Here is an 18626-nt window from a genome sequence, read left to right on the forward strand (position 1 = left end):
GCGGGGATTCTGTTACCGTGCCGGTTGGAAATGGGGGTTATATGGATTGGGCATTTTACCGCAGGTCAATTTTTAACCGGCGTATGTTGGTGTGTGTGGCCACGGGCTTTGCCTCGGGCATGCCGCTGTATGTATTGATCCAGCTTGTGCCAGCATGGCTGCGCACAGAAGGCGTGGGTCTCGCCGAAATCGGCTTATTTGCGTTAATCGGTTTCCCCTATACGTGGAAGTTTCTCTGGGCGCCGTTGCTCGATCGCTACAGCTTGCCGCTCTTGGGGCGCCGGCGCGGCTGGATGCTGGCCACGCAATTGAGCTTACTCGCCTCTATCGCCGCTTTAGGTTTTATCGACCCCAAAAGCTCGCTCATGCTAGTGGCCACACTCAGTGCGCTGGTGGCTTTTTTTAGTGCCACCCAAGACATCGTGCTGGACGCTTTTCGGCGCGAAATATTGCCCGATGCCGAGCTGGGTATTGGCTTGTCGATTAATGTGCAGGCTTACCGTTTGTCGAGCTTAATTCCGGGTTCATTAGCCTTGATTCTCGCGGATCACCTCGCTTGGTCGTGGGTGTTTAGCATCGTTGCCGGATTTATGTTGGTCGCGATTGCGGCAACGTTTTGGTTTGTTGAGCCCAAACAGCTCGAGTTGCGGCAGCGTACGTTTTTCAGTTCGGTGGTGGCGCCGTTCAAAGAGTTTATCGGGCGCAAGGGCTTGTTGGGGGCGGCTTTGCTGTTGCTCTTTATGTTGCTCTATAAATTAGGTGACAACATGGCCACGGCACTTTCATCGCCATTTTATATAGACCTCGGTTACAGCTTGAGTGACATAGGCTTAGTGGCTAAGAATGCGGCGCTTTGGCCGGCGATTGTGGGTGGGCTTTTGGGCGGTTTGTTAATGTTGCGCTGGGGCATAAACCGCGCCCTGTGGATATTTGGCGTGGTGCAATTAACCACTATCTTGGGCTTTGCTTGGCTCGCGCTGCAGGAGCCAAATAATACTTATCTAGCCTTGGTTATCGCCGCCGAGTATTTAGGCGTTGGTTTGGGAACGGCGGCTTTCACGGCCTTTCAAGCGCGGGAAACCAGCCCGCTATTCGCCGCCACCCAGTTGGCGCTGTTTACCGCGTTGGCGTCAATTCCACGCACTTTCGTTAACGCCAGTACGGGCTGGTTAGTGGAAGTATTGGGCTGGTATCCGTTCTTCATGTTGTGCGCGCTGGTGGCCATTCCCGGCATGCTGTTGTTATTTTTAGTGGCGCCCTGGGGCGCTAGTGCTGAGCTTAGGGGCACCACAAATAGCGCTTGATCGGGACTTTGCCTTGCTCGAAAACCACGCCTTCGGCTTCGAGTAAGCGCCGTTGACGTTTATAGCTGGCTGAGTCGAGGGCGAAGGCTAGCCGCCCAGTGGAGGTGGTCACCCTAAACCAGGGTAGTTTGCCGCCTTGGGGTAAGTCTTTCAGAATTTTCCCTACCATACGCGACCGTTTAGGAAAGCCGGCCATAGCCGCCAGTCGTCCATAGCTGGTTACCTTGCCCGCCGGAATGCCATACAGCAGCTGATAAATGTGGGTTTGAAATTCTTTATCTGTCATTTTTGGACTAAATTCGTTTAAAATTCGCGAAATTGTTTAACTCGCGCGAAAGTGTAATGGAGATGTCATGAAATGGTTTCTGAGCTTGCTGGTGCTCATACTGGCGCAGTCGGCATTTGCTGGCAAATTAGAATTTAAGAACGGCGATATATTGGCCGGTGAAATCAAGAGTATGGATGCCGATAATCTGGTTTGGCTATCCGAATCCTTGGGCGAAATTACCGTGCCAAAATCCGCCATCGATAACTTGGAAAGCAGTGAGTTGGTCAAGATCGATGGCCACGAGGAACCCTGTGCACTCGTGGGTATGGATGGCCCCAAGGTGTTATTTAGCTGCTCCGGTGGTACCACGGGCGACACGCCGCTGTTAACCATCAACAAGGTTGAGCCCTATGAAGATTATTTGATGGGGTCCTCCACTTACACCGGTAAAATCAGTGTGACTGGCTTTCAAGATCGCGGTAACAAGATTGAAGATACTTGGGTATTGGATGCTTACAACGTCTATCGACGGGGCGATTATCGCCATGGTGGCATACTGCAGTTCGACTCCAAGGAAAAAGATCCAGACCCCAAGCAGGAGCGCGGTTTGGCGGAGTATCAATTTGACTGGTTTTTTGCAGAGCGCTGGTTCTGGACCAACACCTTGGCCTATAGCTTTGATGACGCTAAAGCTATTGAATCGAAAACCCGCGCCGGTACCGGTTTGGGTTATCAGTTTTGGGAAAATGACATCACCGCCTTGAGTTTGCGTTTGGGAGCGTCCTGGGTAGATGAGTATTTTGTAACGCCGGAAGTGCCCGAGCCGGATTTTGAGAGCCAAGATAAGCGCGCCGCTTGGACCGCGGGCCTGAATTACCGCTACAAGTTTGATTTTGGCGGGGAATTTTTCCACATTAGCAACTACTCGGTCTCTAACGAAAACAACGACAATTGGCAGTTCGATGCCGATACCGGCTTTTTGATGCCTATCTTTGGTGGCATCTTCGGCGAGATAAAGCATGAGTACGATTACGATAATCAGCCTCAGCAAGACACCAAAAGCTTAGATACGCGCATTACCGTCGGTGTGGGTTACCAGTGGTAGTCATAGGCCGGTAGGAAAGCCCAGCCTCGGCTGGGTTTTTTTATGGCTGAAGCCCAGCATTCGGCACCCGTGGCGCTTTTTGTATCTTTAAAAGGGTTGGATTCAGCGCACGATGGGTTGAATTTGGTTAAATCGTAACCATCTAGGGAATTAGGAAAGGAGCTATCTATGCCGTTGTTACTGTTGTTCATTGTCTTACCCATGGCCGAATTGTGGCTATTGATCAAGGTCGGTAGTGCCATTGGGCCACTGACGACGGTATTGATGGTGATATTGACCGCACTCTTGGGCGTGACTTTATTGCGCATACAGGGTTTTAGCGCACTCCTGCGCGCCCAGCAAAAAATGGCAGCGGGGGAGTTGCCGGCCGAAGAGTTAGTACAGGGCGTATTCCTAGCCGCCGGTGGTCTACTGCTGTTGGTGCCCGGTTTCATCACCGATGCCGTAGGTTTCCTGTGTTTGACACCCGGTATTCGGTCAATGCTGGTGGGTGGTTTGCTCAAGCGTAGTCGGGGCAGGGTATTTATGGCCGGTGGTTTCGCCGCCAACGATGCCACGCGCAAGGCGCCTAGGCCCGATGTTATCGAAGGTGAATACCGCCGCGAGCCATAATTATTTTGTTGTGGGTGTTGAAATCCTCCATCGCCCCCCCCATTTAGACTTCACGAAATTTGAAACCCCTTTTTGTTTCGAGCGCTTGAAAAATGCCAATTCGGCTTTATTTCAAGGTTCGGACCGAAAGGTCAGTCTTAATCAGTGTTAAACAAACGCTAGTACTGGAGAGAAATCCATGAAAATTCGTCCATTAAATGACCGCATTGTGGTTCGCCGCAAAGAAGAAGAAGCCAAATCAGCGGGTGGCATCGTGCTGGCCGGCTCTGCAAAAGAAAAACCTAACCAAGGTGAAGTGGTTGCAGTAGGCGCTGGTCGCGTATTGGATAACGGCGATGTTCGCGCCTGCACCGTGAAGGTTGGCGATAAAGTTGTGTTCGGCCGTTACGCCGACAGCAACACGCTAAAGATCGACGGCGAAGAGCTGATCATCATGAGCGAAAGTGAAATTTACGGCGTGTTGGAAGACTAATCATTAGATTCAACACCCCCCCACGTAAACTGAATTTGAGGAATTAAACATGGCTGCAAAAGACGTAAAATTTGGCAATGACGCTCGCCAGAAAATGCTGAAAGGCGTGAACATTTTAGCCGACGCGGTAAAAATCACTCTGGGTCCAAAAGGCCGCAACGTTGTACTCGAGAAATCTTTTGGCGCACCAACCGTAACCAAAGACGGTGTATCGGTGGCAAAAGATATCAGTCTAGAAGACAAGTTTGAAAACATGGGTGCACAAATGGTGAAGGAAGTGGCTTCTAAAGCTTCTGACGACGCCGGTGATGGCACCACCACCGCAACCGTATTGGCACAATCCATCGTTAACGAAGGTTTGAAAGCTGTTGCCGCTGGCATGAATCCAATGGATTTAAAACGCGGTATCGACAAAGCTGTTATCGCAGCGGTTGCACACATTAAATCTATCGCGCAGCCTTGCACAGACAACAAAGCTATCGCTCAGGTTGGTACTATTTCTGCCAACTCCGATGAATCTATCGGTGGCATCATTGCCGAAGCCATGGATAAAGTTGGTAAAGAAGGCGTTATCACCGTTGAGGAAGGCAATAGCTTAGAGAACGAATTGGATATCGTTGAAGGTATGCAGTTCGACCGCGGTTATTTGTCACCTTACTTCATTAACAACCAAGACAATATGATTGCTGAACACGACAGCCCCTATCTTTTGTTGGTTGATAAGAAGGTATCTAACATTCGCGAATTATTGCCCGTGTTGGAAGCCGTCGCTAAATCTGGCAAGCCACTGATCATTGTTGCCGAAGACGTTGAAGGCGAAGCTTTGGCGACTTTAGTTGTCAACAACATGCGCGGCATCGTGAAAGTTGCCGCGTGTAAGGCGCCAGGTTTCGGCGATCGCCGTAAAGCCATGCTGCAAGATATTGCGGTGTTGACCGGTGCGACTGTTATTTCTGAAGAAATCGGTTTGGACCTAGAAAGCACCACACTCGAGCATTTAGGTAGCGCCAAGCGCGTAACCTTGAGCAAAGAAAATACCATCATCGTTGATGGTGCTGGTAATGCTGCCGACATTCAGGCGCGCGTTGCACAAATTCGGGTTCAAATCGAAGACACCTCTTCTGATTACGATCGTGAGAAACTGCAAGAGCGCGTGGCTAAACTAGCCGGCGGTGTTGCGGTGATCAAAGTTGGCGCGGCCACCGAAGTTGAAATGAAAGAGAAAAAGGCGCGCGTTGAAGATGCCTTGCACGCAACCCGTGCAGCAGTTGAAGAAGGCGTTGTGCCTGGCGGTGGTACTGCATTGATTCGCGCTGTTGCTGCCATCAAAGATTTGGTTGGCGACAACGAAGATCAAACTGCGGGTATTAATCTTGCCCGTCGTGCGATGGAATCGCCACTGCGTCAAATCGTGACCAACGCTGGTGAAGAAGCGTCAGTTGTGGCCGACAAGGTGAAAAATGGCACTGGTAACTTCGGTTACAACGCCGGTAACAGCACCTACGGCGACATGCTGGAAATGGGTATTCTCGATCCAGCCAAGGTAACCCGTACTGCGCTGCAGGCAGCGGCTTCTATCGCTGGCTTGATGCTCACCACTGAAGCTATGGTTGCTGATTTACCTGAAGAAAAAGGCCCAGCAATGCCTGATATGGGCGGCATGGGTGGCATGGGCGGCATGATGTAACTGCGCGCCTACGCGCCATAAAAAAACCGCCGAAAGGCGGTTTTTTTATGGCGATCTTTTTAATTTAAGACGCGATAGCCGTTGTAACTTACACCACGAAGACGAAACCTTGCTCCATTAAGCTCTCGTAAACTGCCGGATCGAAGCGGTACAAGGTGGCGGCGCGATGGGCCACGCCTTGTTGTTTTTCATTGCAGGAAACCAACAGATTCATCTTGGTCATCTTGCGACGGAAATTGGGTTTGTCGAGGCTAACATCTAATATGCCCTCGTATAATTCCTGCAGTTGCAGCAGGGTAAACTTTTCTGGCAGCAGGTTAAAGCCAATGGGTTCGTGGCGAATCTTGTGGCGTAGAAAGGCGAGGCCAAAATCGAGAATTTCGCGGTGGTCAAATATCAGGCGGGGAACATCTTTGATATCAAACCAAGCGACGGCCTCGGCGCTCTCGCCCGGTGCTATAGCGCAGCTATCAGGTCTAACCAGTGCGTAGTAGGCGATAGTTAATACCCGTTCGCGGGCGCGATCTACCTTGCCAAAGGCTCTAAATTGCTCTAGATAGAGGTCGCGCGCACCGGTTAAGTGGTAGAGCGCGGCAGCGGCGGCTGCATCTATGTCTTGGTTTATGCCAATGCGGCCACCGGGGAGACCCCACGAGCCCTTACTTTCCCCAACGGCATGTTTCACCAGCAATATCTGAAGTTTGTTCCCGTCTAAACCAAAGATGACGTTATCAATGGTGACTTCTTTTAATACGGCAGTTTGCACGACTTGCCATTCTCCTCGGATACGGGCTTTTTAGCCTCTGAATTATTTGAACTCACGCCGGCCTAGATTAACCGGTTATGTGGCAAATTGGGAGCTAAGGCATGAACTTCTATTTTTCACGTCTGTCCAACTGCCATGAATTTAGGCCGGGATGAGACTTTAGAAAAGCTAGATGCTGACCTTGGCGATAGGCTGGCGGCTTTGAGCTTTGCCGATGATTTAGGCGGTGTGCAGCTGCTGACGGCGGCTGAGTGCGCCCATGTGGCCGCGCTGGATGTCTCTGCATTCACCTCTTCATTTCCCCGGCGGGAATGCATTGAGCCTAGGCGAGTTAGCTTGGAGCGACTGTTATTACATGGGCTTGGTGGCCTTATTGTGTTTTTGTTACTGCTCCTGCCCTTGAGCCGCCCCGTGCCAGAGCCTATCGGTGTATTAAAGCTGAACTTACAAGCCACTGAGGCCCGGCCGGAGAGTCTGAGAGAAGCGAGCCCTGAGGTAAAAATGGGAGCTGAGGCAATAATAGCTAGAGCAGAGAGTGTCGCGGCGCCAGCGGTAGCAGACGTTGTTGCAGACAAGCGTCAGCCCGATAGTCAGCCCAGTGTGAGACCCTTGATGTCGATATCTCAGTCGAAAGCCGAGGCATTGCAGGCCTGGTCCGAAACCTATGGTGATCGAGAGGCTTCTCAGTCGGGTCGGCATCAGGGCTCAGGCACTGTATTTGATTCCGCGCTAAATACACGCCTTAGCGATATTGCACCGGGGCGGCTAGTGTCTGGCGCTGCGGCGAATACGCTAGCCGATGTTAATGGCGTTCAAGAGGTGGTGTTAGGCGACCAGTGTTTTCACGTATCTAAGCTCGACGATCAAGCCATGCGGGGAATGGGTGTGTGGACTCGCGGGCATTGCACGGCGCCGGACGCCTATCAGGAAAAAATTAAAATTGGTGTGCTGCCATAGTTTGCAGTTTTCACTGCGGGCTATCACAATGTCACCTGATAAATTAGCAGCCCCCTGGATATATGGCCATTCATCGTTTCCGCTTTGTCGCAGTTACCTGCCTCGTTGTTTTTAGCCTTGCGGTTTGGAGCCAAACGTCCGACTTGCCTTCCGAAGAGGCTGCGGCACCGCGGCTCGATCAGGCTGAACCAGCGGCAGCGCAGAGTGAGAGGCTGCTAGAATCTGAGCAGCCTTTAGAGGCCAAAGCACCCGATTCTAACATTGCCATCGAGCCGAGTGAGGCGGCCACGCCGCCGCGTGACGATCGAGTGGTGCCGGCCGAGCCCGGGCCAAAGCCGGAGTTAGAGCCAAAACCTACGCCTGAACCAGAGCCAGAACCAGAACCAGAACCAGAACATCAGGCTGTTGAGTCTGCGGCGCCATCGGCAAGTGCCGGCGAAAGCCCAATGGCGGCCAATATCGATCTCAATGAAGTGATTGCACCAGCACCCGGACAGGCCGTTTTCCCCGAAGACCTGGCGGCGCAGCCAAGTGCGGAAAACCGCTCAGCCGAGCCGTTGCCTGCGGTAGAGACGGCACTGTTGAGCACAGAGAATGTGGGCCAAAAGCCTAACAGTGTGCGTCGACTTTTGGGTGTTGATGTACCGCCGGCGACCACCACTCGGCTCGATTGGACGCCGTCAAAGTCTTTTGCTGGCATGGCGGTCGACACGCCGGTGTTAGTGGCTAATGGCGCTCACGATGGCCCCACCTTATGTTTAACCGCTGCTATTCACGGCGACGAGTTAAACGGTATCGAAATGGTGCGGCGCGTCCTTTACGACATCGATCCGAAGAAGTTGCACGGAATGGTCGTTGGCGTTCCGATCGTTAACTTGTTGGGCTTTTCCCGCAATTCCCGCTACCTACCCGATCGTCGCGATTTGAATCGCTATTTCCCGGGCAATGATCGCGGCAGTGTTGCCTCGCGCCTTGCGTACGCATTTTTTACCGACGTGATTAAACACTGCAACGCCTTGGTTGATTTGCACACAGGCTCCTTTTACCGCACTAATATCACCCAGTTGCGCGCCGACATGAGCAAACCTGCCGTGGCTGAGTTTGCCGATTTATTTGGCGATATTCCCGTGCTTAATACCAGTGGCAACGGCAGTTCCTTGCGCGCTGCCGCGGTGCGGGCGGGTATTCCCGCCGTTACCTTGGAAGCTGGCGAGCCCATGCGCATGCAAGTTGAAGTGGTGGAAGAGGGTGTTAAAGCCATTAACACTCTGCTGGAAAAAAACGGCATGTACCCAAGCTTTAGTTTGTGGGCAAAGCCCTCGCCGGCATTTTATCGCTCGGCATGGGTGCGGGCCAATTCATCGGGCATATTATTCAGCACCGTAAAATTGGGCGGCAAAGTTAAAAAAGGCGATGTATTGGGGCAGGTGATTAACCCCATCAGCAACGAGAAACGCGACATTATTTCACCACACGAAGGGCGCGTATTGGGCATGGCGCTGGATCAATTTGTGTTGCCAGGTTTCGCGGCCTACCACATTGGTATTTTGCAACCTAGGCGCCAGAAGAAGGTGGTGATGGAAGCGGCCGACATGAACGGCGAAGATGACGATGAAGACGGTATGCTCGATCGAGAATTAAGGCCCGCCACACTAGAAGCACCTAAGCCGATGACGCCAGAGGAAGAAGGATTTGACGATGAATAAATTGAGCCGATGTGCTTTGCTATGCTTGGCGTTTCCATTGTCTGCAATGGCATTAGCTGAAACCCCTGAATCTTGGTACGCCGAGGGCGAAGCGGCAATAGCTAAAGCACTTGCGCTTAAACCAAACCAGGCGAAAGCAAAGAATATTATTTTATTTGTCGGCGATGGCATGGGCATCTCCACTATCACGGCCACGCGCATTTACGACGGTCAAAGCCGTGGCGGAAAGGGTGAGGAGAACACCCTTGCTTGGGATAAGTTGCCTTATACAGCACTGTCGAAAACCTATAATACCAACCTCCAAACGCCAGATTCAGCCGGCACCATGAGTGCAATGATGACTGGTATTAAAACCGGCCACGGTTTGATTTCCGTCAACCAAAAGGTAGCGTTGGGTCACTGCGCCAGCAGTAGAGGCAATCAAACCGAAACCTTTTTAGAGCAAGCTGAGCAGCGCGATATGGCCACGGGTATTGTGACTACCGCGCGCATTACCCACGCAACACCCGCCGCTACTTATGCCCACGCAGCCGACCGCGATTGGGAAAATGATGCAGACTTGACCCATGAAGCGCGGGAAAATGGTTGCAAAGATATCGCGCAACAGCTGGTTGAATTTTCCGTCGGTGATGGCATAGAGGTGGTGTTGGGGGGCGGCCGAAGAAATTTCTTGCCGACCAGTGCGCAAGACCCGGAACATGCAGAGTCAAAGGGAAAGCGCACCGATGGGCGCAACTTGATTGACGAATGGCAGGCAAAGACCAAAGGTGAATTTGTTTGGAATGGCGAGCAGCTATCTGCATTGGAAAAGACTAAAAGCCAGGCAAACCTTCTAGGTTTGTTTAGTCCGTCGCACATGGCTTACGATCTCGATCGCGCGCAAGAACAATATTCAGAACCTTCGCTTGCGGACATGACCCGGGTGGCCATTAATCGCTTAAAGTCCCATAAAAACGGCTTCTTTTTAATGGTTGAAGGTGGCCGTATTGATCACGCCCATCACGCCAGCAATGCCGCGCGGGCGCTGGGCGATGGCAAGGCCTTGAGCGATGCCGTGGCACAGGCCTTGGCACTGGTAGATTTACAGGATACTTTGGTTATTGTCACCGCCGACCACAGCCATGTGTTTACCATGGGTGGCTATCCCGCACGTGGCAATCCCATTCTTGGCTTGGTGCACAGTCCCGACCAGAAAGGTGTACGCACCACAGAGCCAACACTGGCCGCCGATGGTAAACCTTATACCACCTTGGGTTATATTAATGGCCCAGGCTACGCCGAGCAGGCGAGTTTAGCTGCACGCGAAGTTGCAAAGCCTAACCCCGGGCGACATTTACATCAAAAAGTCGATACCCAGCAGAAAGGTTTTTTTCAGGAGTCGTTAGTGCCCTTGTCTTCGGAAACCCATGGAGGTGAAGACGTGGCGATATTTGCGGGTGGCCCTTGGGCGCATTTATTTCACGGCACCCACGAGCAACATTATATTTACCATGTGATGCGTTATGCGGCGGGTTTTGATTCGCCGGCGAGTAAAAAATAACCGTCTGTTTAGCGAAAGCAGGTGGTTATTTTTTAGGTGTTTTCTTGGCTTCTTTGTTTGCCTTTTTTTCGGTTTCTTGCTGAGCGTCGCTCGCTAGGCTAAATGCAGCAGCCAAGGCGTCTTTTTCATCCTGATTGATTTGCGCCAGGGCGTCGAAGTTTGTGGTGCCGTGCACCACTTTGTTGCGTCCAGTTTGTTTAGCTTTGTAGAGCAGGGCATCGGTACTCGCGATAAAGTCATCGGCGCTTGCCGTGCTGTCGGCCCGGTAGGTATCTAATCCGATACTCGCGGTTAGGTTGAGTGTGCCGTCCTTCAGTTGCACGGGCGAGGTTTGAATGCGCATGCGAATTCGCTCTGCCACATAGCGGCCAGTGAACAAATCCGTGCCGGGCAAAATAACCACAAACTCTTCGCCGCCATAGCGGCAGGCAATGTCTAAACGTCGTAGATTATCAATTAATAATTTTGCGACATGTTTGAGCGCGAGATTACCCACTTCGTGGCCATGTTTATCATTTACTGATTTAAAAAAATCTAAATCGACAAACATTAAACTCGTTGGGTTGTGCGAGCGTTGCGTACGCTCCATTTCTTGCTTTAGCGCGTCGCGGAAGTGACGTTGGTTAAACAGCTCAGTAAGGCCGTCGGTGCGCGCCAGCTCTCTCAGTTCAATGAGCTCGGCGATGATTGGGCACTGAGCCTCGCCTACAGGGCAGCTGGGGGTGGTGCAATTAATGGTGCCGTCGCTCATGCGCTTGCTACTAAGTCCAGAATCAGTTGGCCTAAGTGTAGGCCGAATGAGACCTTAGTGGAAATAATAGCGTGTGAAGGGACGCACTTTTGTCCGATATCTTTTTCTGGGGCTTGAGGTCAGAATACCGCCTTTGGGTTACTAATTTGTTAAGGATGAAATAATGAAAACCTATTTTTTTGCGTTGCTGGTATTGATTAGTCAAATAAGCTTTGCCGATTCGAAGCTGACTAAAGCAGATCTAGAGGCCTATGTGGGCGCGATGACGGGCTTTGATCAGTTGTCTGAGAAGTACCCAGAGGAGGTGGAAGCCATTGAGGCCGAGAGTAAGACCTTTCAAATTACCGATGGTGGTGTTTCTTGGGCCAAAGCTATGCGTAGCGCGCCCGCATCCATGATGGGTGAAATTAACGCCGTGCTGTCTGCCAATGGCTACAGTGATATCGAGCAGTTTACCGCCAAGGCTTCGCGCATCATGACGGCAATGGTCGCCGTGCAAATGGATGATATGGAAGTTGAAATGCGGGCTGCGGCTAAAGAGATGGAAGGCTATGTTGCCCAAATGCGCCAACAGGGCTTGAGCGAAGAAATGATCGCTCAAATTCAGGGTGGTATGGCTGAAGCTAAAGGAGCCATGGCTGAAGCAGAGAAAGCACAAAAAATCGCTTCAGCTGAAGATAAGGCGCTAATTAAAGCAAACTCTGCTTGGTTGGAAGCGCAAATGGAGAGTTTTTCGGAGTCTGATGAAGGCAGTGATATGTACGACGCGGAATAAATCGTTAGCGTCTCAGGGGGCGGCCCTAGCCTAGCCGCCCATGTTGGTAATCTTCGAAGGCTTCATATAACTCCTCTCGGCTGTTCATCACAAAGGGCCCGTGCCGAGCGATAGGCTCATTCAGTGGCTCAGCTGCAAATATCATGGCGTTGCCTTGGCCGCCCAACACCAAAGTTTGTTCCTCCGTTAGCAAGGCTAGATGTTGTGCATCAATGCGTTTGTCGCCGACGGTTACATAGCCCTCGTATACGTACACCAAGGCTCTTTTTGGCAGCACTAGGCTAATATCGCCACGCACCTGCGCGTCTAATAGCTGCGGTTTCGAGACGATATCGATAATTGGCCCGGTGATGCCCTGCTGTTGACCGGCCATCACTCGCACCGTTGAATTACCGAGCTTAAGGCTGGGGATTTCGCTGGCGCGAATATCTTGATAGCGCGGTGCCATCATTTTATGTTGCGCTGGCAGGTTTACCCACAGTTGAAAGCCCCACAGGCGGCCCTGCTCTTGTTCCGGCATTTCCGAGTGAATGATGCCGCTACCCGCTGTCATCCACTGCACGCCACCAGGCTCAATTACGCCCTCGTTACCGCGGCTATCCTTGTGGCGCATGCTGCCGGTTAGCATGATGGTTACGGTTTCAAAGCCACGGTGCGGGTGGCTCGGAAAGCCGGCAAGATAATCTTTGGCCTCATCCGAGCGAATCTCGTCCAGCATCAGAAAGGGGTTGGCATCTGGCAGCAAATGGGTTCCCAGCGATCTAAATAGATTGACGCCGGCGCCATCGCTGGTGGGTTGGGCGGCAATCACCTTAATGACTTTTTTCACGATTCATCCTACCTCTAGGCGTTTGAGTTGCTAGCTCAGGCTGCGCTTAATTGGGCTTGCGCGGTCGCTAGAGCCTCAGGTCTTTTTTCGCTGGAAGCTAAAGTCTCGGCATAGACAAATGAAACATCATTCAGGCCGATGAAAGCAAGGAACTGTTTGACAAAGGGCACTTGGCTGTCGTGTGCGGTATTGGCATAGGCGCCACCACGGGTGGCAATCACCGTTACGGGTTTGTTTTCTAACAGGCCTTGCGGGCCATTGGCTGTGTATTGAAAGGTGCGGCCGGCGCGTGCTAAGTGATCCATCCAAGCTTTTACCTGCGACGGCACGCCAAAGTTGTACATAGGTAGCCCAATGACTATCTCATCAGCCGCTTCAATTTCGCCAATCAGCTGGTCAGACAGCGCTTGTATAGGCGCTTGTTGGTTATCGGGGCTTGCCGCGTTAATGGCACCAAAGCGCTCGGCATCTAGATGGGGTATGGGTGAACTAACGAGATTGCGCTCGGTGACTTGGCTCGGCTTGTGGTTTGCCAGCCAGTGATCAATCAACTGGTTTGAACTGGAATTCTCGCCCAAGATGCTGGTTCTGATGATGAGTGCGTGCATAATAGTATCTCGATTCAGGTTTTTTGAATGTTGAACTACTGTAATCACTGAGCTTGTTAATTTAAAACGGTATATTTTGAGTTTAATCATCAAATTTTTTGAATGAAGGTGGAAGATGCTGACATTAGAGGCGTTGTTAGTGCTCGATGCTATAGACCGGAAGGGCAGTTTTGCGGCTGCGGCCCTTGAGCTGCATAAGGTGCCCTCGGCGTTGTCCTATACCGTTAAACAATTGGAGTCTTACTTATCTTTATCGTTGTTTGATCGCTCGGGGCAAAAGGCCGTGCTCACCGACGAGGGCCGCATGGTGTTAAAGCAGGGGCGCGAGCTGCTTCAGGGCGCGGAGCTGTTAACGAACAAAGCCCGTCAAGTGGCGACAGGCTGGGAGCCGAGTCTTCGCATCGCGGTGGACTCTATTCTACCGATGGCGCCGCTTTGGCCTTTGGTCAGTACCTTGTCACAGCTAAATCCCTCCATGGAAATAGAGGTGCGGGAGGAGGCACTTACCGGTTGTTGGGAGGCCTTGGCCGACCGGCGCGTCGATTTGCTGGTGGGTGTTTCAGATACCGAGCTCGCAGGTTTGAAAATTGCCAAAAGATCCTTGGGTGACTTGGCATTTCAATTGGTTTGCGGCGCCGATCATCCGCTCGCAACGCAATATGCCGATGGCGTATTGGAGGCAGATTTGAAGTGTTACGCGCAAATAGTCTTGCGCGACAGTGCGCGGCATTTGGCACCGCGCTCGGTGGGCTTGTATCAAGTAAGGCGGCAAATTCTGGTGGATCATTATTACGCCAAAGAACAGGCCATCCTAGCCGGCCTCGGCTTTGGCTTTTTACCGAAACAGCGTATTAATCACTTTCTTGAGGATGGGCGCTTGGTTGCTTTGTCGGCCATCAAGCCCGAGTTTACCTCACCATTGTTTATAGCGTGGCGCGCAAATCACACCGGCAAGGGTGTTAGTTGGTTGGTTGAGCATTTGATGAGTGAGCGCGCTTATCAGGATTATTTGGTTGGTTAGCAAGTAGGACATGTTCATACGTACTTTGTTGATTTTGATCGTAAATGCGACGAATAAGATATAAAAAATCACCTTCTTATTGAACGTGTTTAATGCATTGCTGTCCTAGAAAAACGACGTGATCATCGTTAGATATTAGGCCTCACAATAGATTCGACCTCTTCGGCGTATACTTAGGCATGAGTTTGGTGCCAGCACTAACGACACGACGTGAATACGTATATGTAGTCTCAACACCCGCCCTTCGGGATCGGCCCACAATGACACGTTGTGGGCGTTGCTATCCCTGCAAAGCATGCATTGCCTATTAGCGATATCAACCCTGCGGGTACCGTTGCAAGTACGGGCACAAAACTCTCCTGCGACATAATTGTGGGACAGTAGTGTGTTCAATGTGTACTTTGGTTCTGATTTGTTGCTGAAAAAATTGATTTTTATGCCATAAAACTAAAGCATCTTCTCTTCTAATAAAAACTCGATTACCATCCCGCCCGTCCAACAATGGCGATTTATTTAAAAGGAGTTTTTCAATGCGTATTCTTCGCAAGTTACTGCCGCTGGTGTGTGTTGCTGTCTTACCGACAATGGCGATGGCTCAAGATTATCAGTGGGAGGTTTCGGGTTCCTATGAAGCTGATGATGATGCTGATCTAGATGTGTTCAGCGCTATAGGTACCTATCATTGGCAGAAAGTCTCCACCCAGGGGCATCCGTTGGCCGAAGCCGCCTTTTTGGAGAATGTGGGTGGCTTGTCGCTGAATTATGAGCTTAGTGATTCAGGCGATAGTGATAAAGATGCGTGGCAAGTGTCGGCAGATTATTACTTTGACAGTGGCCTATATTTAGCGGGTCGCTATAACACTCCTGATGAGGGCGACGATACTTTTGGCGCCTCAATTGGCTTTAAGCCGGTCAATGGTTTGTTGTTGGCTCTAGACGCCGATGACAATGGCGATGATATCGATTACGCCGGTCGCGTTAAATATGTTGCGAAATTAGCCGGTGACTCAGCACTCGGTCTAGATGCTGTGATTGCAGAAGAGACTTATACTCTGGGCGGTGATTACTACTTCAACTCTGCTTTCAGTCTTGGCGCCGATGTAATTATCAATGACGAAGCTGATTCCAGCGTGCTGACCTTTGAGGCCAAGTACTTCTTCGCACCGAACGTTTGGGCTTCTGCAAACTACGGCACAGATGTTTCTGGCGATGCCGACGTATCTCTCTGGGGCTTGGCCGCAGGCGTGCGTTTCTAATGTTTTAAAGCTGTCTCCTCATTTCAGGCCGGACATGTTCCGGCCTTTTTTATGGCATAACATGATGCCTGCTAAACCCAAGTTGCCTTAATACCCGATTTAACCGATGATCTGGGTATCATGGAGAGCGAGGGTGTGACAGTGAATTGGCTAAATCCAACCTATTCAGCGGTGGATGCGCAAGGCGAAAACGTGACTTACCGCGACGGTAAGCGCTTGGCTTGGGCTTGGTCCGTTATCAATCCATTTTTTGCCTGGATTGGTATTGGTTTGTACACGCTAACCGATCAGGTTTGGCTGCTGTGGTTTCCCATCCTTCAAGGCTATGTATTGTTTCCCCTGCTAGACATGATTATTGGTGAAGATACCAATAACCCGCCGGAAATATTAGTGCCGCAATTGGAAGCCGATCGCTATTACCGCTGGCTCACCTATCTTGTGGTGCCCATGCATTACATAGTGTTTATTGGCGCCGCGGTTTGGCTGGCGCGTGCCGACTTACCCTGGCACGGTTATTTGGCCGTAAGCATTACCTTGGGCTTGGCCGCAGGTCTGGGTATAAACACCGGCCACGAGTTGGGTCACAAACCGCGCAAGCTCGATAGATGGTTAGCTAAATTTGTCTTGGCTGTGCCTTTTTACGGCCACTTCTGGATTGAGCATAATCGCGGCCATCACCGGCAAGTGTCGACGCCGGATGACGTTGCCTCCTCGCGCATGGGCGAAAATATCTACCGTTTTGCGCTGCGCGAAATTCCGGGCGCCTGCAAGCGCGCTTGGCTGTTGGAGAAGGGGCGCTTAGAGCGGCGGGGTAAGTCTGTGTGGAGTCGGGATAATGAAATTCTTCACTCTTATGCCATATCGATAATATTGCAGGGCGGCATACTGATTGCGCTAGGTTGGCAGATGCTACCTTTCCTGGTCATCCATAATTTTTTGGCCTGGTGGCAGTTAACCAGCGCCAATTATATCGAGCACTATGGATTGCTGCGGGACAAGTTACCCAACGGCAAGTACGAGCCCTGTGCACCTTATCACTCGTGGAATTCCAACCATAAATTAACCAATCAAATTCTATTTCATCTGCAGCGTCACAGTGATCATCACGCCAATATGTCGCGCGCCTATCAGTCGCTGCGCGATTTTCCCGACCTGCCACGCCTGCCCAATGGTTATTACGGTATGTTCTTGGTGGCTTATGTGCCGCCCTTATGGTTTCGCGTCATGGATAAAAGATTGTTGGCGTTAAAGCATATTCAAGGCGACCTGACAAAGGTCAACATTGACCCCGAAAAACGCGCCGCCATTGAATTAAAATATGGCGCAAGTCACGGCTAGGCGTGAGGGGGTAAGGTTGTGTTAATGGCCAAGTGGCTGCTAAAAAGTTTAATCAGCATGGTGTTAATATTTTGTGTGAGCGGCTATTTACTCTATGTAACCACCGGGCAGGCGCCTTGGACTTTGTTGGGCCATCCAACGGCGGGCAGCTTTTTCTATTCGCTCTTGCCCGAGATTAACGTCGACGCCGCTCAGCAGTCTATGCGGCAGGGCTTGGGCAAGGTTGAGCGCACCGTTACCCAGTTTGTTCCGAGCGAGACTTGGGGTGAAGAGCAAGGTACAAGCATGAAACCTTCGACCGAAGTTTACCGCTGGGTCGATGACGAGGGCGTGACCCATTTCAGTGAGACACCACCACTTGATCGAGAAAGCGATAAGCTTGAATTGGCGCCACTGGCGAATATCCTACCAGCACAGGCGCCGGTGGATAATTCGTTCGAACGTGAAAATACGTTGCAGTCGTTGCGCGAGGATATGGAGCGCCAAGAAGCTGAAAAAGCGCGAATATTAAATGAATTGTAGGCGCTAGCAGTGAGATGGTAAAAGTACCTAGCGCAAGGCTAGGTACTTTTTCTAACGCATTTATCTAATGAGCTACTCTGCTTTGTTGGTATGACGTCTCGCCATCCCTAAGCCGATTAAACCAAAAGAGAGCAGTAGCAACGAGCCTGGTTCTGGCACATCAACCGGCGTGGTGGAAAACGATGACGCCTGAATGAAAATGCCTGAATCTAGAATGTAGTCACTGCCATCGGCTATGGCGAACTTCATGGAGTGCACGCCGCTAGACATGCCTTTCAAAGCAACGTTGAAAGCGTTGGTGAAGCCATCGTATTGCAAGTTGTAGGTGCCGGACTCATTGTCATTGTAATAGCCGGCATTGCTGCCGTTATTGACATTATTGATGGCAATGGGTGTTAGGTCGGGTAGCAAGGCCACGTTGACGCCATCGACATAGAGCGCGAATATGTCGTTGAATTCTGAGTTCACATATTCGTTGTATTCTTCCGAGGCGAAGATGAAGTTGAAATACAGATCGCCACCGAGGCCGCCATCAAATTCAAAATCAAAACTCAGCGTCGTCGCGTCGAAAGTCGAGTAACCCGAAAGTGCAGATAAATCGGCATCGCCCGACAATCCGTTATTTGAACCAAAGTCAGTGGCCGTGTTCGGACCCGCTGCACCCGCCGCGTTACCCGTTGTGAGTAGTACGCCGGTATCAAACCCTAGGCCAGAGCTCAGCCCGTCTGTAAAAAAACCCGACGCGCCATTTGCACCGACATAGTTAATGTTGGAAACAGAAATTCCGCTGCCGACAATATCGCCCGCGAGCATTGCACCATCGTTTTGAGGCGTGACAACCAGCGCGCTGGCGGTGTGGCAGAAAAAGGCGGTGGAGGTTAAGCCGAGTGCGAGTAGAGCATTCCTTCTCATATCAAATTCCTTATCAAATGTATTTTTCCAAGCAGCCCTAAGGCGATACGTTTTGAGCAAGTCTTGTGCCATAAAATTTTTTGCGACATAGGTAAATTTTATTGGCAACAGCTTTACCTTAGGTTGATAAACTAATCTAACTTAGTGCTAAAGAGTGACGAATTTTTGTTGCCTTGCTTGGCTCATAATCCCAACGT

General features: G+C 51.1%; 19 protein-coding genes. 13 read left to right on the top strand and 6 right to left on the bottom strand.

The annotated features are described in order from the left end of the window. The first annotated feature begins 41 nt into the window (after window positions 1-41). The gene (locus QWY82_RS09300; RefSeq protein WP_290261614.1) at window positions 42-1304 is read left to right on the top strand and encodes an AmpG family muropeptide MFS transporter; all 1263 of its coding nucleotides are present in this window, start codon (window positions 42-44) and stop codon (window positions 1302-1304) included. Here QWY82_RS09300 and QWY82_RS09305 read toward each other — a convergent pair. After that, a complete protein-coding gene (locus QWY82_RS09305; protein ID WP_290261615.1) occupies window positions 1279-1590 on the bottom strand; it encodes an MGMT family protein in 312 nt (103 codons plus the stop codon). The two genes, QWY82_RS09300 and QWY82_RS09305, sit on opposite strands and share 26 nt — an antisense overlap. Window positions 1591-1657: 67 nt before the next feature. Between QWY82_RS09305 and QWY82_RS09310 the strand changes: the two genes are divergently transcribed. The 4 genes from QWY82_RS09310 to groL all read left to right on the top strand — a co-directional run bounded on the left by QWY82_RS09310 (window position 1658) and on the right by groL (window position 5448). Beyond that, on the top strand, window positions 1658-2677 hold the full coding sequence (locus tag QWY82_RS09310; protein WP_290261616.1) for a DUF481 domain-containing protein: 1020 nt from the start codon (window positions 1658-1660) through the stop codon (window positions 2675-2677). 168 nt (window positions 2678-2845) lie between these two features. Next, window positions 2846-3289, top strand: coding sequence for an FxsA family protein (locus tag QWY82_RS09315; RefSeq protein ID WP_290261617.1), 444 nt, complete (start codon window positions 2846-2848; stop codon window positions 3287-3289). 178 nt (window positions 3290-3467) lie between these two features. Continuing rightward, window positions 3468-3761, top strand: coding sequence for a co-chaperone GroES (locus QWY82_RS09320; RefSeq protein ID WP_290261618.1), 294 nt, complete (start codon window positions 3468-3470; stop codon window positions 3759-3761). Between the two features lie 49 nt (window positions 3762-3810). Further along, entirely contained in the window at window positions 3811-5448 is a 1638-nt protein-coding gene (gene groL / locus QWY82_RS09325; protein ID WP_290261620.1) for a chaperonin GroEL, read from the top strand. Window positions 5449-5536: 88 nt separating this feature from the next. Here the strand turns inward: groL and QWY82_RS09330 are convergent, their stop codons facing one another. After that, window positions 5537-6214: an NUDIX hydrolase gene (locus tag QWY82_RS09330; RefSeq protein WP_290261621.1), complete on the bottom strand. Its 678-nt coding sequence runs from the start codon at window positions 6212-6214 to the stop codon at window positions 5537-5539. Window positions 6215-6349: 135 nt separating this feature from the next. Between QWY82_RS09330 and QWY82_RS09335 the strand changes: the two genes are divergently transcribed. The 3 genes from QWY82_RS09335 to QWY82_RS09345 all read left to right on the top strand — a co-directional run bounded on the left by QWY82_RS09335 (window position 6350) and on the right by QWY82_RS09345 (window position 10417). Next, complete coding sequence (locus QWY82_RS09335; RefSeq protein ID WP_290261623.1) at window positions 6350-7171, top strand: hypothetical protein; 822 nt, start codon at window positions 6350-6352, stop codon at window positions 7169-7171. A gap of 62 nt (window positions 7172-7233) precedes the next feature. After that, window positions 7234-8877 carry a succinylglutamate desuccinylase/aspartoacylase domain-containing protein gene (locus tag QWY82_RS09340; RefSeq protein ID WP_290261624.1) on the top strand — a complete coding sequence of 548 codons (1644 nt, stop codon included), beginning with the start codon at window positions 7234-7236 and terminating at the stop codon, window positions 8875-8877. Then, window positions 8870-10417 carry an alkaline phosphatase family protein gene (locus tag QWY82_RS09345; RefSeq protein WP_290261625.1) on the top strand — a complete coding sequence of 516 codons (1548 nt, stop codon included), beginning with the start codon at window positions 8870-8872 and terminating at the stop codon, window positions 10415-10417. The genes QWY82_RS09340 and QWY82_RS09345 overlap by 8 nt, the downstream gene beginning before the upstream one ends. 25 nt (window positions 10418-10442) lie before the next feature. On the opposite strand, the gene QWY82_RS09350 is transcribed toward QWY82_RS09345, so the two are convergent. Beyond that, window positions 10443-11168 carry a GGDEF domain-containing protein gene (locus tag QWY82_RS09350; protein WP_290261626.1) on the bottom strand — a complete coding sequence of 242 codons (726 nt, stop codon included), beginning with the start codon at window positions 11166-11168 and terminating at the stop codon, window positions 10443-10445. Window positions 11169-11331: 163 nt separating this feature from the next. Here QWY82_RS09350 and QWY82_RS09355 point away from each other — a divergent pair, with 163 nt between their 5' ends. Next, entirely contained in the window at window positions 11332-11943 is a 612-nt protein-coding gene (locus QWY82_RS09355; RefSeq protein WP_290261628.1) for a hypothetical protein, read from the top strand. A gap of 25 nt (window positions 11944-11968) precedes the next feature. On the opposite strand, the gene QWY82_RS09360 is transcribed toward QWY82_RS09355, so the two are convergent. Together QWY82_RS09360 and QWY82_RS09365 are read right to left on the bottom strand one after the other, a co-directional pair. Further along, the gene (locus QWY82_RS09360) at window positions 11969-12772 is read right to left on the bottom strand and encodes a pirin family protein (RefSeq protein WP_290261630.1); all 804 of its coding nucleotides are present in this window, start codon (window positions 12770-12772) and stop codon (window positions 11969-11971) included. 35 nt (window positions 12773-12807) lie between these two features. Beyond that, complete coding sequence (locus QWY82_RS09365; RefSeq protein WP_290261632.1) at window positions 12808-13380, bottom strand: FMN-dependent NADH-azoreductase; 573 nt, start codon at window positions 13378-13380, stop codon at window positions 12808-12810. 115 nt (window positions 13381-13495) lie between these two features. On the opposite strand from QWY82_RS09365, the gene QWY82_RS09370 reads away from it, so the two are divergent. The 4 genes from QWY82_RS09370 (at window position 13496) to QWY82_RS09385 (ending at window position 17517) form a co-directional block, all read left to right on the top strand. Next, window positions 13496-14401 (top strand): LysR substrate-binding domain-containing protein, encoded by a 906-nt coding sequence (locus tag QWY82_RS09370; protein ID WP_290261633.1) that lies wholly within the window; start codon window positions 13496-13498, stop codon window positions 14399-14401. Between the two features lie 530 nt (window positions 14402-14931). Then, a complete protein-coding gene (locus QWY82_RS09375; protein WP_290261635.1) occupies window positions 14932-15657 on the top strand; it encodes a putative porin in 726 nt (241 codons plus the stop codon). Between the two features lie 141 nt (window positions 15658-15798). Further along, window positions 15799-16995 carry an alkane 1-monooxygenase gene (locus QWY82_RS09380; protein ID WP_290261636.1) on the top strand — a complete coding sequence of 399 codons (1197 nt, stop codon included), beginning with the start codon at window positions 15799-15801 and terminating at the stop codon, window positions 16993-16995. Window positions 16996-17019: 24 nt separating this feature from the next. Next, window positions 17020-17517, top strand: coding sequence for a DUF4124 domain-containing protein (locus QWY82_RS09385; protein ID WP_290261637.1), 498 nt, complete (start codon window positions 17020-17022; stop codon window positions 17515-17517). A gap of 72 nt (window positions 17518-17589) precedes the next feature. On the opposite strand, the gene QWY82_RS09390 is transcribed toward QWY82_RS09385, so the two are convergent. Then, window positions 17590-18429 carry a choice-of-anchor L family PEP-CTERM protein gene (locus QWY82_RS09390; protein ID WP_290261638.1) on the bottom strand — a complete coding sequence of 280 codons (840 nt, stop codon included), beginning with the start codon at window positions 18427-18429 and terminating at the stop codon, window positions 17590-17592. Between the last annotated feature and the right edge of the window lie 197 nt (window positions 18430-18626).

Source organism: Simiduia curdlanivorans, from assembly GCF_030409605.1.
Lineage (GTDB): Bacteria > Pseudomonadota > Gammaproteobacteria > Pseudomonadales > Cellvibrionaceae > Simiduia > Simiduia curdlanivorans.

Excerpts from the sequence above, each read along its gene's own strand:
- QWY82_RS09300 (WP_290261614.1), top strand. The coding sequence starts at position 42 with ATGGATTGGGCATTTTACCGCAGGTCAATTTTTAACCGGCGTATGTTG.
- QWY82_RS09305 (WP_290261615.1), bottom strand. The coding sequence starts at position 1,590 with ATGACAGATAAAGAATTTCAAACCCACATTTATCAGCTGCTGTATGGC.
- QWY82_RS09310 (WP_290261616.1), top strand. The coding sequence starts at position 1,658 with ATGAAATGGTTTCTGAGCTTGCTGGTGCTCATACTGGCGCAGTCGGCA.
- QWY82_RS09315 (WP_290261617.1), top strand. The coding sequence starts at position 2,846 with ATGCCGTTGTTACTGTTGTTCATTGTCTTACCCATGGCCGAATTGTGG.
- QWY82_RS09320 (WP_290261618.1), top strand. The coding sequence starts at position 3,468 with ATGAAAATTCGTCCATTAAATGACCGCATTGTGGTTCGCCGCAAAGAA.
- groL (WP_290261620.1), top strand. The coding sequence starts at position 3,811 with ATGGCTGCAAAAGACGTAAAATTTGGCAATGACGCTCGCCAGAAAATG.
- QWY82_RS09335 (WP_290261623.1), top strand. The coding sequence starts at position 6,350 with ATGAATTTAGGCCGGGATGAGACTTTAGAAAAGCTAGATGCTGACCTT.
- QWY82_RS09340 (WP_290261624.1), top strand. The coding sequence starts at position 7,234 with ATGGCCATTCATCGTTTCCGCTTTGTCGCAGTTACCTGCCTCGTTGTT.
- QWY82_RS09345 (WP_290261625.1), top strand. The coding sequence starts at position 8,870 with ATGAATAAATTGAGCCGATGTGCTTTGCTATGCTTGGCGTTTCCATTG.
- QWY82_RS09350 (WP_290261626.1), bottom strand. The coding sequence starts at position 11,168 with ATGAGCGACGGCACCATTAATTGCACCACCCCCAGCTGCCCTGTAGGC.
- QWY82_RS09355 (WP_290261628.1), top strand. The coding sequence starts at position 11,332 with ATGAAAACCTATTTTTTTGCGTTGCTGGTATTGATTAGTCAAATAAGC.
- QWY82_RS09365 (WP_290261632.1), bottom strand. The coding sequence starts at position 13,380 with ATGCACGCACTCATCATCAGAACCAGCATCTTGGGCGAGAATTCCAGT.
- QWY82_RS09370 (WP_290261633.1), top strand. The coding sequence starts at position 13,496 with ATGCTGACATTAGAGGCGTTGTTAGTGCTCGATGCTATAGACCGGAAG.
- QWY82_RS09375 (WP_290261635.1), top strand. The coding sequence starts at position 14,932 with ATGCGTATTCTTCGCAAGTTACTGCCGCTGGTGTGTGTTGCTGTCTTA.
- QWY82_RS09385 (WP_290261637.1), top strand. The coding sequence starts at position 17,020 with ATGGCCAAGTGGCTGCTAAAAAGTTTAATCAGCATGGTGTTAATATTT.
- QWY82_RS09390 (WP_290261638.1), bottom strand. The coding sequence starts at position 18,429 with ATGAGAAGGAATGCTCTACTCGCACTCGGCTTAACCTCCACCGCCTTT.